Genomic DNA, 14198 nt, shown 5'->3' with positions numbered 1-14198 from the left:
TGGGATTAAATTTCAGCGGAAGGGGCACAATGTCAACACTCCGGTTTCTCTTGCTCGAAGATAAGCCACAGGATACAGAGGAAATTCAAGCCAAGCTGACGGATGGCGGGATTGACTATGAACTACTGAGGGTAGACACTCGCGCTGACTTTGTGACAGCACTCGAAACCCAGGCGTTTGACCTAATTTTGGCAGCTTATGCGATGCCCGGTTTGGATGGCATCGCTGCCCTGAACCTTGCCCGCACTCTTTGTCCAGACGTGCCCTTTATTTTTGTTTCTGCCAGTTTGGGTGAGGAACTTGCGATCGACGCCCTCAAACAGGGAGCCACAGACTATGTGCTCAAGCAACGGTTAGGACGGTTAGTACCTTGTGTGCAACGGGCCTTGCGGGAAGCCCAAGAACGCCGCGAACGGCAAACCGCGCTTCGCGATCGCAAACAGGCAGAAGCAGCCCTGCGCCAGAAGGAAGCCCGCCTCCGTGCCGTTGCAGCTAACTTGCCAAATGCGGCTGTCTTCATTGTGGATCACGATTTGCGCTTTCTGCTAGCAGAGGGCGAAGCGCTCCGGGGTGCAGGAATGACCTCTGGAGACTTGGTCGGCAAAACGCTCTGGGAAGCTCTCGACCCAGCCTTGGCAACCCACTACGAACCCTACTACCGACAAGCTCTCAGCGGTGAACCCTACAGCTTAGAGCATCAGAGTCACGATCGGTACTATGTCTCGCATGGCACACCTCTACGCAACGATCAGGGCGAAGTTGACGCCGTGCTGGCCGTGTCCTACGACATCACCGATCGCAAACGGGCAGAACTAAACGCCCAATTTCTCGCCACCGTCAGCCAGAACTTGGTTGAGGCGACCTGTGTGGAAGAGATAGTGCAAACGGTCGGTGAACAACTGAACCGTTATCTCAATACTTCGAGCTGTGCTTTTGTCGAAATCAACGAGACAAAAGACGAAGCGGTGATCAATCACGATTGGCACCAAGACGATGTGCCGAGCTTAGTGGGTGTTTATCCTCTGACAGAGTTTGTGACAGACGAATTTCTGCAAGTCGCTAAAGCTGGACAACCGATCGTGATTCATGACATCACCACTGACTGTCGCATTGTCGATCAGCAGCGATTTGCTCCACTAAAAATTGGTTCGTTCATTAATGTCCCTCTAATCAGGGACGGCGAATGGAAGTTTACACTCGGTGTTTATCATCAAGAGCCTTATAACTGGCGCACCGACGAAATTGAATTGATGCGCGAGCTTTCGGCCTGGATCTGGGACCGACTTGAACGCGCCCGCGCCGAAACAGCGCTGCACGACTCGGAAGCACGGTTGCAAACGGCGATCGCAATTGAGACCGTTGCCGTGGTTTTCTTTAGAACCGACGGACAGATCACCGATGCCAACGAGGCATTCTTACGCATGAGTGGTTATAGCCGGGAAGATGTGCAGCAAGGACGGGTGTGCTTGAACAGCCAAACGCCATCGGAGTATATGGCAGCATCGCTCGAAGCCATCGATGAATTTGTTGCAACCGGACGCATTACCCCTTACGAGAAGGAATTTGTCCGCAAGGACGGCTCCCGCTGGTGGGGGCTGTTCGCCGCGCAGCGTTTGAATGATATAGAAGGCGTGAAATTTATCATTGACATTACCGGAGCAAAGCGGCTTGATGACGATCGCAAACAGACCGAAGCTGAACTGCGCGAGAGTGAAGCCCGCTTTCGGCAGATGGCAGATACCGCTCCTGTTCTAATCTGGATGTCTGGAACTGACAAGCTCTGTCATTACTTCAATCAGCCGTGGCTAGACTTTACTGGGCGGACAATGGAGCAAGAAATGGGCAACGGTTGGGCAGAAGGCGTTCATCCCGAGGATTTCCAGCATTGTTTAGACACTTATGTTACTGCCTTTGATGCTCGGCAACCATTCCAGATGGAATATCGCCTGAGACGTTTTGATGGGGCGTACCGTTGGCTTGTTGATGCTGGAGTTCCCCGGTTTACACCAGACGGTGACTTCCTAGGCTACATCGGTTCCTGTATTGACATCGAAAATCGCAAAGCTACGGAAGCAGCCTTGCGTCAGAGCGAAGCTCGCCTTCGATTAATGATTGAAAGTGCGAAAGAATATGCCATTTTTAGTCTCGATCTCAATAACATTATTACGAGTTGGAATGCCGGTGCCGAACGGTTGCTAGGCTATCGGGAAGCAGAAATTGTCGGTTGTAGCGGTCGCATCATTTTCACACCCGAAGACATTGAACGGGGAAAACCGGACCAGGAGATTCAAATCGCCCTGACGCAAGGACGGGCCGTAAATGAACGTTGGCATGTGCGGAAAGATGGCAGCCGCTTTTGGGGCAGTGGTTTGGTGATGCCGTTGCAGACTGAAACAGGCAGCCCGCAAGGAGCTATCAAAATTATGCAAGACAAAACTGCGCAGCGGCAAGCCGATGAACGATTCCAATTGCTCTATGACACCACCAGCGATTTACTCGCTACAGAGCAACCGATGACGCTAGTGCACAACTTGTTTAGTAACCTCTCAGCCCAACTAGAGTTGCATTACTACTACAACTACATGGTTGAGGAAAAAGACAATCAACTGATGCTGCATCTGATGAACTATGAAGGGATCTCTGATGAAGCAGCCCAAGCGATCGAGTGGCTTGAGTTCGGTCAACATCTTTGCGGACAGGTGGCACAAGAGCGGCAGCAAATCGTCCTCGATCAAGCGCAAATCCTGACCCATCCTAAGGCACAGTTGGCCCACTCGATTGGCATTACTGCCTATGTGGGACAACCGTTGATTGTTCGGGGACGATTACTGGGGACACTTTCATTTGCTAGTCACACTCGCACTAGCTTTACTCCCGAAGAAACTGATCTTTTGCAGTCCACCTGTGACCAGATCGCGATCGCGATCGAGCGGGTGAACTTAACGCAGTCAATTCAGCAACAGGCCGAGCAATTACAACAAGCCAACCAGATTAAAGATGAATTTTTAGCGGTGCTATCCCACGAACTGCGATCGCCGCTCAATCCCATTCTCGGTTGGTCGAAACTGTTGCAACAAGGAAGACTAGACGAGGCAAGAACGAAAAATGCCCTGGCAACGATCGAACGCAATGCCCAGTTACAATCTCAACTCATCGAAGACCTGCTCGACATCTCCCGCATTCTACGCGGTAAATTAAGCTTGAATGTGATGCCGATCGATCTGAGGATGGTGATCTCAGCCGCCTTGGAAACCGTTCATTTATCTGCCGAAGCTAAATTGCTGCACATTCAAACAACCCTTTCACCTCATGTTGGAATGGTGATGGGCGATGCTGGGCGATTGCAGCAAGTAGTCTGGAATCTTTTATCCAACGCTGTGAAATTTACCCCTCAAGGCGGGCAAATCAGCATTACGCTAACCCAAACTAAGGCTCATGCCCAACTTCAAGTGACAGATACTGGAAAGGGTATCCAGCCTGACTTTCTGCCGCATGTGTTTGACTATTTTCGGCAAGAAGATGGAGCGACTACGCGCAAGTTTGGCGGTTTGGGATTAGGACTGGCGATCGTACAACAAATTGTCGAACTGCATGGAGGAACGGTTGCGGTCGATAGCCTTGGCGAAGGGCTAGGTGCAACATTTACAGTTCAAATTCCACTTGCGGCGCGATCGCGTGAACTGCCGGCTCCAGAACCCTCCTTCGATTTGACGAATGATTTAAGCAACATCCACGTTTTAGTCGTGGATGATGAGGCAGACTCGCGGGACTTTGTTGTCTTTGTGCTAGAGCAAGCGAACGCGATCGTGACCAGCGTTTCATCGGGCATCGAAGCGCTTCAATTCATCGAGCAAGCTATTCCCGATTTGGTGGTGAGTGACATTGGAATGCCAGAGATGGATGGCTATATGCTGATGCAGCGAGTGCGCTCTTTAGACTCGCTAGAGCCAGCGAGACAAGTTCCGGCGATTGCTCTAACTGCCTACGCGGGCGAGTTTGATCGGCAGCAAGCGATCGCGGCTGGATTCCAGCAGCACATTCCAAAACCCGTCGATCCAGATAAGTTGTTGAGCGCCATCAGCGCCTTATTTCCAAGAAGTCGCCGCCTCCGGTAACTCTAGCCGCATGAACTAGAATGTGCGCTGTACTAAACCGTAGAATGTGATGCGATGCAACTCTAGAATGAGGCATTCTTCTCATTCTGTCTGCACGATCGAGACAACAACTCTTGCAGCGTAGATGAGGTTAGCTGATGTTTGTACCTCCTGGCTTTGGTAGCCGCTCGATCATGACTCAGTTTGGCAGGATGGTCTACTACACCGCGCAAGGAAAACCGTGGGACAACAGTGTGGACTTCAAGGAAACGCTGGTTTTTCTACACGGTTTTGGTGGTGGCTCTTCTGCCTACGAGTGGTCAAAAGTCTACCCTGCTTTTGCGGCGGAGTATCGCGTGTTGGCCCCCGATTTAATCGGCTGGGGACGGTCTGACCATCCTGCCCGCACCTATCAGGTTGAGGATTACATCACGATCATCACAGAATTTTTAGAGCAGACCTGCACGGTTCCAGTGACCGTGATTGCCTCGGCCTTGACAGCAGCGTTTACGCTCCGTGCTGCCGCCGATCGTCCTGATTTGTTTAAGTCTCTGATTGTTACCACCGCCGCTGGTTTAGCCGAATTTGGGCAAGACTATCGCCGCAGTGCTGCCGCTCAATTTGCCAAATCCGTCAATCTTCCGGTGATCAGTCAACTGCTTTATAGTGCAGGAGTCGCGAACAGTTTTGGCATTCGCAGTTTCTTGGAGCAGCGCCAGTTTGCCCATCCAGAACGAGTTTATCCTGAAATTGTCGAGGCTTATCTCCAGTCTGCTCAACACAACAACGCGGAGTATGCTGCGCTCTCCTTTGTCCGGGGAGATTTGTGTTTTGATTTGTCTCAATACCTTCCGAGCCTGACGGTTCCTACGGCTATGATTTGGGGAAAGGGCGCTGAGTTTGCTACTCCAGAAATCGGTCGTCGTCTTGCAGCATTAAATCCGCAAGCCATTCCCATCTTCTATCAACTTGATGAAGTTGGATTGACGCCTCAGCTGGAATTACCTGCGGTCATGATCGGGTTAATTCGTCAATTTCTACCGTTACTTGAGAAGTAGTAAAAATTAGAAGTAGGAAAAATCGTGCGCTCAACGGACATGTTGATCTTGCTATTTACGAGTGGCGCGATCGCAGGTCTAACAAATCACGTAGGGCTTGCGGATGCATGAGGAGTAACACTCCGGTGAACCGCTTTAATCAGACCTTCCATCCCCGATAAACGCATCGCGGATGGAAGGAACTGAAACTGAAGAGCAATTGGTCAGCCCATTTAGGCAGAGGTTAGTTCAGCATATCCTTGAAGCTCTTCAGGCTCAAACTGGCGCAATACACGAGTGGCCTGACGAGTTAACTCGTCAGTTCCTTTCACTACAATTAAGTACTTACCTGCATTCAGACGATTGCGGTACGGCAGAGCATCTCCACTCCCAACGGTTAAACCCACACCACCGCCAACAAAGTAAGCCCCTAACGCGCCCGAAGCCGCTCCTAACAGTCCACCAATGATGTGATTTCCGACAGGCGCGATCGCGGGAAGAATCTCAATGCCCGTCAGAAAATTGAATGCATAACCCGCCACGAATCCAAACGGCACCAACCCGTACACTAGGCGTTTTGCACCTTTGCGGGCTTGCTGATTAGGATCAATCAACCCATATTCATCGGCGCTCTGATAGCCCCTGCCCAGAATATTAACTTGAGTCTCTGGTAACCCTTCTTTTTCCAAAGCAGTGTAGGCTGCTTCTGCTTGAATTCGATCAGGTAAAACGGCAACAAGATAATTCATGACACCTCAACTTATTATTGACTTATTGATTAATGCATTAAAAAATGGCTTCTATCCTTGCTTAGCACCGTTCGGTAGAAAGGCTGCTGAATCATAGTAAGTACGAAAGCGATGTACCTGTTCATGGTTCAGTTCCAGCACACTCACTCCTCGATAAGTGATTTCTTCGGATGTAGATAACGTGCCCTTTGAAATCCACTCCAACACGATCGTGCCATTGCTCTCAACGACATGATTGAACTCAGAATGAATCTGCTCAAACACCGATAAATACTTCTCCCAAAACCGATGTGCACCATTCTTTCCGGTCAGAGGTTCATGCATTGCTAAGTTCATTAGTTCTGCGTCTTCGGAGAATAAAGCAACGAGGGGATTAACATCACCAGTTGCTTCAATGTTTTGCAGCGTGTGCATAAAGCGTGAAGCAATTTCACTGACCGTCGTTGGAGTGGTTTTTGCCATCATATATTTCTTCTTACAGAGAGCATAATTAAAGACATCAATAGCAACGTAATGATTTTGCTTCTCCAATTACGTCTATCCAAAGCGTGAAGCTCAAATTTAAAGCATTTAATTAAATAGCTGAAGTACTCGCTGTAGTTCGCGATATCACTGTCTGTTGTATCTGTTGCGCTAGCACTTCACAAAATGTTAGTTGCACTTTATTAACACATAAGAGCAATCGATCGTTGATTATTTTCAATATCACTCAGATTGCTTAAATGTTAATATCAGTGAATGAATATTAGATATACGTATTAATATAAATTCAGACAAAATTCTGCCATCATAACAATGGTTAAAAACATATTTTAACAATGTTTATAATGTTGTTAAAATCACAATTGCGCCGTTTGAAATGAGCATTCCATTTAATCGTGAACTCTATGCTTAACCTATGCTAACCTAACTAGAGAAACAATCCTGTTACCTGTGGAAGCAGTTATTCGCACTATAGAGATTTCGAGTATCAGAGAATGGAGCGAAATTAGTGAGAATACACTAGGAAATACTGCGCGTTCAACAAGTTTTCGATCACAATAATCTTTGATCAATACTCCATTTACACCGTCGTTGAAGGTGCGATCGCGGTAGCCAAAATACAGCAACGGCAACCAATGTCGCCACCTTGGCTTATAAGCCATGCGTGCTAAATTCTGCGATCGCGTTCCAAATCACAGATTGCTTTTTCCCAGCACCACTGGGCAGAACGATCGGGATGATTAGTGTGGACTTTCTTGACCAACCTATCTGCTAAAGCAGCGTCATGACCAGCAAGCTGAATCAGTTTAGTTCTTGTCTGACTACTAACCCGCATGTTGGTAGATTTAGTTGGCTGCTTAGGTGACGGTTGCGATAGAGGTATTTGCTGTAAAGGCAAACTTGATTGAGTCGGTTTTGTAGGCTTTTGATATTGCTCTCTGCTAGATGAGCCTTGAGTTGGTAGGTTCTGAAGATTTAGCGATCGCGGTGTCTTAGGCTTTGCCCCGATCGATTGTTGGTTCTGTCGATTAAACTCCTGCATCAGTAGAATCAGCAAGCTCAAAGTTGTCAAAACCATCGCAACTGCGGCAACCAGCATCAGCGCAATTAGTAAATTCATGGGTACCCTACACCAAATAGCACTTTTAGCCTCTTAGCAGCTCTGCTGAGTGGCTTTTGTTATGGTTCCCGTGATATTCAGGACATCCTACCAATGTTGATCTAAATCACAAACGGGGGAAGTTGTGACAGCTTTTCAAGCCGATCGCAGTCGTTCAATGTCCCGAATCGGTGGCGCACCGAATAGGCGCGAATATTCGCGGCTGAACTGTGAAGGGCTTTCATACCCCACCTGATAAGCAGCACTCGTCGCATCCACATTTTCAGCCAGCATCAGATGACGCGCTATCAATAGCCTTAATTGCTTCTGATATTGAAGCGGACTCATTGAGGTGACTTCCTTGAAGTGGCGATGAAATGACGAAGCAGACATATTGGCTTGCTCAGCGAGATCTTCAACTCGCAGCGGCTTTGTGAAGTCAGCCTTGATTTGTTTGATCACTTCAGCAATGCGCTGCATGGTACTGCCAGAGGCAGCAATCTGACGAATCGCTTCACCTTGTTCACCCATAAGCAGACGGTAGTAAATTTCGCGAATGATCATCGGTGCGAGGAATGGAATATCCTGTGGGGTGTCCAGAAGCTGTGTCAGCCGAATGGCACAATCAATCAACGATGGGTCGGCATCGCTAATAAACCAACCTCTAACCGAGTTGTCCTTTTTGCCCATGCTTGGGTTCGTTTGAGCAATAATGTCACACAGTTGAACGGGGTCTAAATTCAGCTTAAATCCCAAATACGGCTTGTCGGGTGTTGCCTCGATCGCACATCCCCACAGTGGCAAATCAACCGAAACCACGAGATATTGAGCAATGCCATACTCATAGGCTTCCTGGTTCACCAACACTTTCTTCTTGCCTTGAACACCAATACTGAGAATCGGCTCGGTGACGCTCCGCATAACTGTGGAAGTATCAGACACCCGCATGAAGTCTAAGGAATTAATCTCGGTTGCATGAGTACCGTTCCCCTTGCTATCAGTGTGCCGAGCGACCAACGCTGCCAGTTCTCCACATTTGCTAATCGCTGTCTTGTGGCTGGGTGCTTTAATCGTCATGCTGAAGTCCTGACTCATTGAACCATCTTCACGCGCTCATTATAAGCGTACTTCTCTTTTGTCAACGCCTTGCTTGAGAGGATTAGGCAATCATCTGCAAGGTTTGTGTATTTAGAGAAACGCTTTTCAAACCTATGATGAACTCAGCTAGAAGACATAACTGCAAGGATAAGGCAATGACGAAAGATAAGGCAAAAATCGCTTTAATTACCGGATCGAGCCGAGGACTGGGCAAGAATACCGCTTTGGCGCTGGCAAAAAAAGGAGTCAGTGTGATCGTGACGTATCGCAGCAATGAGGCGGAAGCCAAAACTGTCGTATCTGCGATTGAAGAACTGGGCAGTAAAGCTATAGCACTGCAACTCGATACTGCGAACACAAAAACCTTTGACGAATTTGTGACGAATGTTAAGCAATCCCTCCAAGACACCTGGCAAGCTGAGCAGTTTGATTTCCTCGTCAACAATGCTGGAATGGGTGTGTATGCACCGTTTGCAGAAACGACCGAGGACGAGTTCGACCATTTGTTCAACACTCATGTGAAAGGGGTTTTCTTCCTCACCCAAAAACTGCTTCCTTTACTCAAAGACGGAGGACGTATCGTCAATCTCTCGACAGGTCTTGCTCGGTTTACCTCACCAGGCTATGCCGCTTATGCCAGCGCGAAGGGCGCGATCGAGGTTTTAACTCGATACCTGGCGAAGGAATTGGGTCAAAGACAGATTGCGGTGAATGCGATCGCTCCAGGCGCGATCGAAACGGATTTTGGGGGTGGTGTAGTACGGGACAAGCCAGAAATTAACAGCTTCATCGCTTCGCAAACCGCTCTCGGTCGCGTCGGTGTGCCGGATGACATTGGCGGCGCGATCGTCGCGTTGCTGTCTGAAGAAAATCGATGGGTGAATGGACAGAGAATAGAAGTCTCCGGGGGACAATCTCTCTAGATGATGAAACTTTAGATTCACACACCTTTCACTATTTTCTCTTTGCCTATAGGGTGTTATGCACTTTTGGTTAAGCTGAGGCATAAGCAGAAACCCCTATCCGAGCGATGTGAGCGATGATAGAGTGGGCATTTGTCGCTCCATACCTAACGCTGATGACCCAAGATGCCCCACAACGGGAACACAGCCTGCGAGAAGTGTTGAATGGCTTGCGCTCTCTTACACATTCCCCTACGGAGGGAAACCCTCTTCCAGGACTGTGCGCTATGGGGTACTGATTCTCTCATTGAGTGATTGCCTCAGTGTTTCTGAAGAGAGCTGTCTGGATTGACCCATTACACTTTAATAGTCTTGAATCGTGCAATTAAGGCGGGACGGTTTTGGTAGTCTGACTTAAGCTGCTCAAAGCGCTGGACAAATTCGGCTACTCGTCCTTGATGTTCTGCCAAATCACGCAGGTCTTTGAGGAGGGCGGTGGCTTCATCATAGGGTTTAGCCTGCTTCAACTCAATCAGTTCTGCCACTCGCTTCCATGTTTGAGCTTCTCTCGGTGCCAGGGCTTCCAGTTCCTTGATCCGCTTTTTTCTTGCGGCATCCTGTTCCTTGCGGTGGTGCTTGTTTCTGATCGTCTCAGCAATTTCTTGCAGTTCAGAGAGCCGTCGATGTCCTGAGTTTGATCGAGGCGCGGATTGAGTTGCTCCTGCCAGTTCCTTTAAGCGGTGAATCAGTTGCAAATCAACGTGCGGTTCTCGTCGCACCAGTTTCAGCAAAAATTCCTGCTTTTCATCGGCTGATAGAGCAGGCAACCAGTTCTCAAGTGGTGGCTCTACGATCGTTTCTTGGCGATCGCTTGCCTGGGCTGCCGCAGCAACTAAATTCGGATCAAGCTCTACCAGTTCCACAAACGCTTGTAGTGACTCAGAAAGCTTGTCCAGGTTGGGCGGAATGGGAGGTTCAACGGGATCATCTTCCAAGGTATTTTCCGCAAGATAGGGTGCTGTTCGCAGCCAGACCAGATACAACAGACGCAAATCGCCGTTCAACAGTTCATCTCGAAGCGGCAGCAAACGTGGCATCCAGCCTTCTCCCTCAATCCAACCGCCTATGCCTTCTTCCTCGGTAATTTGGATATCCAGAATGATGTACTTGGAGGTCGTTGAAACGGTCACTGTGTCGGGAAGTTCGTAGGGCTGAAACCTGCTTGCGTCAGCGATCGCTTTCGGAAACCGAAACATCAGTTGCCAAGTGCCCCAGTTGGCGATGTAGAACATCATGTCAAAGTACTGGGTCAGTACTTTCTCTGGATCGCCCCGAAAGTTGCCATAGTTGTAAAGGAAAATGGCTTGATTGGGTGTAAGTTGAACTCGACTGGAAAGCTGACGAATTTCATCCTGCTCTTTCTTGGTCAAGGGACGGTCGATCGCTTGAAATTCATAATACTGGTATTCACTCATTGGCAGTTTCTCCTGCTTATTTAGAAAATGAAATACTCATGTCCTGGTAGCCTTTCAGGTCAAAGTTCTGGTATTCAAACTCATCTGCAATATTATCAACAACTTTATACTGAGCTGTTGTTCTCACGGTGAAGTTAGTGATCAGGGAAATGCGGTCACGGAGTGGCTCTGCAAGAGAATCACCTGCTTGAGTAGTTTGCACAGTTATACTTCTTGGATTATTAGTCAGCCTAAATGCTGCCATTCTCAAGCTATCAAAATCTTTTTCTTCAGGTGGAATAGAAACTTCAATGATGACTTTTACATTCATATTAAATTAGCCCCAATTGTTTCATTGCTTTCCATAAATTGCTGCGTCGCTGGTGATCATTACGCCACTGGACTAGAAGCGTTTCATAGGTTTTGGGAGATAGTTCCTTGAGTGCAACTATCCGCTTGGCTTGATTTTTCTGTTGGATTAACGCATTGAGGAGATGCTCCCCACGATCGAAAGAGCTTTCCGAGTTCTTTTGTTTCGCCATTGCAGTTTCAATACCTCCCGATTGCTCAATGGTTTACTTCCAAAGCTTCTTTACCATTTACGACTTCTTTCGAGATGCTTTTGAGTGACTTTTTTGACGATTCAGCCATTCGTCCAAGGGTTCTCGAAAGTAATACTGGCTCCAGAAGTTGGCAATATCCTCAACCATCGGTGCCGATTCTGGAATAAGTCCATTGCCATATCTCGGGTTATATTTCTCTGCGTATTCTCTAGCAAGCTGGTATCCCCAATCACTAGATTCAGAAGGGCGTAGAATACCACATAGAGCCTTTTCAATTAATAAAGCATCTGTGCTTTGAATAATCCGTACGGGTCCCCAGTTTTGATTTTTATACTGATTGTTTACTTCTCTTACTCTTGATAAAAGATTTTGAAGTAACTTTTCTCCTTCTTTTGTGGGTTCTGCTAAATACGTTTCCATTTCAAGGGTTGCTTCATTGATGAGATGCTTACAATGCAACCAGATTTCTTCTTCAAGATGGTCTGGCTTCTCTTTATCCTGCAATTTCTGCTGAGTTAACCGAGCAAGATACAAGCAAAATTGCCCTGCTGCTTGAGGATCAGCACAAAGGCTTTTGAGGCTAGTTAGACGAGTGATGTTAAAATCTTTGCCCTGACGCAACTCTTGAGCAATCTGGGCAAGGGTAGAAATTCTTTTTGATACTGCTGATGAAGCCATGTTTACCTCTCGGGCTTATAACCTTCAAGTCAAGTCTCGCTGTTGCAGCATTGAAACTAACTTGCATTTACGGACATGGGTTTGCATCAGGGCTGTACGATACCGTTTCCATTCCTCCTGCTGCCTCAACTGAAGATAGGCAGCCCGGACTCGACGCAGCCAGTTAATCGCGTGATAGTAATACTGCGCTTGAGCTGCATTCATAATTGCTTCAGCACGGGGACGGGCGTTTTCAATCACCCATTCAGGACGATGGGTAACAGCCGCATCCATGACTGGATGAATAAGGTCTGGCTGGTAGGAACTGAGCTGAGTGACTGTGGCGATCGCATCATCAATCAAGCCTTCCTTTAAAAAAATGGCAGCTTTTGCCTTCGCACTCAGGCTGCTGGAGTCTTGCCGCAACTGGGTTAGTAAGTCTGGTTGCAGGGAATCCCAGCGATGACCCGCTAACTCCTTCAGCTTCAGGTAATCCGGCAGGGAGGGTTGGAGTTGAAATCCTTTTAATCTCGTCTGGAGGGCAATCTCCTGATCCATGCCCTCTGCCAGTTCGCTTGTCCAAATGGCTAATTGATACTGATCATGACCACCCAGCGATAGCCCTTTCGTTGCAATCTTGAGTGCCTGTTCCAGTTCTCCCCGCTCTCGCAGGGTTTGCGCTAAAGCCAAAGCCTCTCCTGGTGTACTCATTTGCTGCTGTGCTGGGGCGAACGGAGGAGGCGATCGCCCCAGCACAGCAGCATTCGCAGGTAGCAATCAGTCTGCCCTTCTGCTTCTGCAAGATAGAGATACTCTTGATGTCTGCCCTGCCGCTCTAGAATCTTGAGCCGAATCCGGGCAAGATCATCAGCAAAATCAGGTGCTTGGGAAGACGAAGCACCTGATTCAGTAACGTTTCCCTGTAAGACCTCCCGAAGGGGCGGGTAGTCCCATCCCTGCTGTAGCGCAATAAGGCTCATCTTAAAGCTATCAACGCCATAATCGTCAACCTCTTTTTGCCAGTTCTTTAGTTCCTTTTGCCATTGCTGAAATTCGCTTGCTGATAACTCAGTACTCAAAATCGCTTCAGTTAGGGCATCATCTAACTCTTCAAAAAACGCTCCACTTTCACCACTGGAACCATCCAAGTTCATCCAGTCCTGCACATAGGAACGAGCGATCGCACCCAAAATGATCAGCGCATTATTGCCGTCACCCTGCTCAAGAAATTGGTCTGCTTTTTGAATAATCTCCCGAATTTCATCCAGAGCGAGTTCATCATTCCACTGCTCTACATACCGATTGATAATTCGCTCAACTTGCCGCTCAATCGGTTTAGGATCAACGGTAGTCCGGCGAGGAGCCTTTTGTGATGTTTGGGTTTTGGATTGGGTCAGTAAGGCAATCTGAACCTCGACTGCATCCACCCATTCTGGCTGCTCGCTAGCAAGATTTTGCACGATCGTTTGCAACTGCTCATGGTTAAGAGAAGCCAGCAATGCAGCCAGTTCAGGACGCTGCTCAATGCGATCGGGCTGATGTAGGCAGGTTAGGAGGACTGCAACGATGTGCTTACACCATCCTTCATAATCGTAGGGACAGGTACAGGTCGCACGGGTAATACCACCTTGATCAAAATGAACATCGACCTGGTAAGCGTTTACTTCGCTGCCTTCAACCTTGGCAAATAAGCGATCGCCGCGTTGAATCAGAGAATTAACTGAACCAGCCCAGTAATAACCCTGTCCCCGTTCAAACGATTGAGCGATCGTGTGGTGACGAATGATTGCCTCGCTCAATTTTGGTATCACTGATCCCTCCTGAAAGCTTTAAATCAGCCTTTGTTCTAAATCTTAGGCAAGGTTTTAACTTCCCTACATCCGAGAGCAACGCTTAACCAGAAGATTCCATCTCCAATTCGATTACCATTAACTAAACTAAATGCCCATTAGCAATTCCTCAAGGGAGGAAACTGCCTCCAATTTGGAACCTAGGATGGCTGATAATAAGTGAAATGACACCCAAAAATCGGACAGGGAGCTAAGAGTAGTATCCTTGTTCA

Annotated in this window: 13 protein-coding genes and 1 pseudogene; 4 read left to right on the top strand and 10 right to left on the bottom strand. The window is 48.1% G+C overall.

The window, feature by feature from the left end:
* Positions 1-29: 29 nt before the first annotated feature.
* Together AC5JLB_RS27045 and AC5JLB_RS27040 are read left to right on the top strand one after the other, a co-directional pair.
* On the top strand, positions 30-4115 hold the full coding sequence (locus tag AC5JLB_RS27045) for a PAS domain S-box protein (RefSeq protein ID WP_495876932.1): 4086 nt from the start codon (positions 30-32) through the stop codon (positions 4113-4115).
* A gap of 137 nt (positions 4116-4252) precedes the next feature.
* Complete coding sequence (locus tag AC5JLB_RS27040) at positions 4253-5152, top strand: alpha/beta fold hydrolase (protein WP_495876931.1); 900 nt, start codon at positions 4253-4255, stop codon at positions 5150-5152.
* A 212-nt stretch (positions 5153-5364) separates the two neighbouring features.
* On the opposite strand, the gene AC5JLB_RS27035 is transcribed toward AC5JLB_RS27040, so the two are convergent.
* The 4 genes from AC5JLB_RS27035 to AC5JLB_RS27020 form a co-directional block, all read right to left on the bottom strand.
* The gene (locus tag AC5JLB_RS27035; protein WP_495876930.1) at positions 5365-5880 is read right to left on the bottom strand and encodes a hypothetical protein; all 516 of its coding nucleotides are present in this window, start codon (positions 5878-5880) and stop codon (positions 5365-5367) included.
* A gap of 51 nt (positions 5881-5931) precedes the next feature.
* The gene (locus AC5JLB_RS27030; protein ID WP_495876929.1) at positions 5932-6345 is read right to left on the bottom strand and encodes a nuclear transport factor 2 family protein; all 414 of its coding nucleotides are present in this window, start codon (positions 6343-6345) and stop codon (positions 5932-5934) included.
* Positions 6346-7030: 685 nt separating this feature from the next.
* Positions 7031-7483, bottom strand: coding sequence for a hypothetical protein (locus AC5JLB_RS27025; RefSeq protein WP_495876928.1), 453 nt, complete (start codon positions 7481-7483; stop codon positions 7031-7033).
* A gap of 135 nt (positions 7484-7618) precedes the next feature.
* On the bottom strand, positions 7619-8557 hold the full coding sequence (locus AC5JLB_RS27020; protein WP_495876927.1) for an AraC family transcriptional regulator: 939 nt from the start codon (positions 8555-8557) through the stop codon (positions 7619-7621).
* Positions 8558-8715: 158 nt separating this feature from the next.
* On the opposite strand from AC5JLB_RS27020, the gene AC5JLB_RS27015 reads away from it, so the two are divergent.
* Entirely contained in the window at positions 8716-9483 is a 768-nt protein-coding gene (locus AC5JLB_RS27015) for an SDR family NAD(P)-dependent oxidoreductase (protein ID WP_495876926.1), read from the top strand.
* 82 nt (positions 9484-9565) lie between these two features.
* Positions 9566-9737: pseudogene (locus AC5JLB_RS27010) on the top strand (transposase); the annotation flags it as partial.
* An 81-nt stretch (positions 9738-9818) separates the two neighbouring features.
* Here the strand turns inward: AC5JLB_RS27010 and AC5JLB_RS27005 are convergent.
* Genes AC5JLB_RS27005 through AC5JLB_RS26980 form a run of 6 tightly spaced genes read right to left on the bottom strand, consistent with a single transcriptional unit; the run spans position 9819 to position 13947 of the window.
* Positions 9819-10937: a hypothetical protein gene (locus AC5JLB_RS27005; RefSeq protein WP_495876925.1), complete on the bottom strand. Its 1119-nt coding sequence runs from the start codon at positions 10935-10937 to the stop codon at positions 9819-9821.
* Positions 10938-10953: 16 nt separating this feature from the next.
* Entirely contained in the window at positions 10954-11247 is a 294-nt protein-coding gene (locus tag AC5JLB_RS27000; RefSeq protein ID WP_495876924.1) for a hypothetical protein, read from the bottom strand.
* 1 nt (position 11248) lies between these two features.
* Positions 11249-11458 (bottom strand): hypothetical protein, encoded by a 210-nt coding sequence (locus AC5JLB_RS26995; protein WP_495876923.1) that lies wholly within the window; start codon positions 11456-11458, stop codon positions 11249-11251.
* Between the two features lie 57 nt (positions 11459-11515).
* Positions 11516-12157, bottom strand: coding sequence for a hypothetical protein (locus tag AC5JLB_RS26990; RefSeq protein WP_495876922.1), 642 nt, complete (start codon positions 12155-12157; stop codon positions 11516-11518).
* Positions 12158-12181: 24 nt separating this feature from the next.
* Positions 12182-12847 carry a hypothetical protein gene (locus AC5JLB_RS26985; RefSeq protein ID WP_495876921.1) on the bottom strand — a complete coding sequence of 222 codons (666 nt, stop codon included), beginning with the start codon at positions 12845-12847 and terminating at the stop codon, positions 12182-12184.
* Positions 12844-13947, bottom strand: coding sequence for an SWIM zinc finger family protein (locus AC5JLB_RS26980; protein WP_495876920.1), 1104 nt, complete (start codon positions 13945-13947; stop codon positions 12844-12846). Before AC5JLB_RS26980 ends, AC5JLB_RS26985 begins: the two co-directional genes overlap by 4 nt.
* Positions 13948-14198 lie beyond the last annotated feature (251 nt).

It is taken from the genome of Myxacorys chilensis (assembly GCF_059505265.1).
Note: the sequence above shows the minus strand (reverse complement) of the source record. Positions and strands in the feature narration are given on the sequence as shown.

What these genes read in the sequence shown, in the direction of transcription:
- AC5JLB_RS27045 (WP_495876932.1), top strand. Translation starts at nt 30, where the DNA reads ATGTCAACACTCCGGTTTCTCTTGCTCGAAGATAAGCCACAGGATACA.
- AC5JLB_RS27040 (WP_495876931.1), top strand. Translation starts at nt 4,253, where the DNA reads ATGTTTGTACCTCCTGGCTTTGGTAGCCGCTCGATCATGACTCAGTTT.
- AC5JLB_RS27035 (WP_495876930.1), bottom strand. Translation starts at nt 5,880, where the DNA reads ATGAATTATCTTGTTGCCGTTTTACCTGATCGAATTCAAGCAGAAGCA.
- AC5JLB_RS27030 (WP_495876929.1), bottom strand. Translation starts at nt 6,345, where the DNA reads ATGATGGCAAAAACCACTCCAACGACGGTCAGTGAAATTGCTTCACGC.
- AC5JLB_RS27025 (WP_495876928.1), bottom strand. Translation starts at nt 7,483, where the DNA reads ATGAATTTACTAATTGCGCTGATGCTGGTTGCCGCAGTTGCGATGGTT.
- AC5JLB_RS27020 (WP_495876927.1), bottom strand. Translation starts at nt 8,557, where the DNA reads ATGAGTCAGGACTTCAGCATGACGATTAAAGCACCCAGCCACAAGACA.
- AC5JLB_RS27015 (WP_495876926.1), top strand. Translation starts at nt 8,716, where the DNA reads ATGACGAAAGATAAGGCAAAAATCGCTTTAATTACCGGATCGAGCCGA.
- AC5JLB_RS27005 (WP_495876925.1), bottom strand. Translation starts at nt 10,937, where the DNA reads ATGAGTGAATACCAGTATTATGAATTTCAAGCGATCGACCGTCCCTTG.
- AC5JLB_RS27000 (WP_495876924.1), bottom strand. Translation starts at nt 11,247, where the DNA reads ATGAATGTAAAAGTCATCATTGAAGTTTCTATTCCACCTGAAGAAAAA.
- AC5JLB_RS26995 (WP_495876923.1), bottom strand. Translation starts at nt 11,458, where the DNA reads ATGGCGAAACAAAAGAACTCGGAAAGCTCTTTCGATCGTGGGGAGCAT.
- AC5JLB_RS26990 (WP_495876922.1), bottom strand. Translation starts at nt 12,157, where the DNA reads ATGGCTTCATCAGCAGTATCAAAAAGAATTTCTACCCTTGCCCAGATT.
- AC5JLB_RS26985 (WP_495876921.1), bottom strand. Translation starts at nt 12,847, where the DNA reads ATGAGTACACCAGGAGAGGCTTTGGCTTTAGCGCAAACCCTGCGAGAG.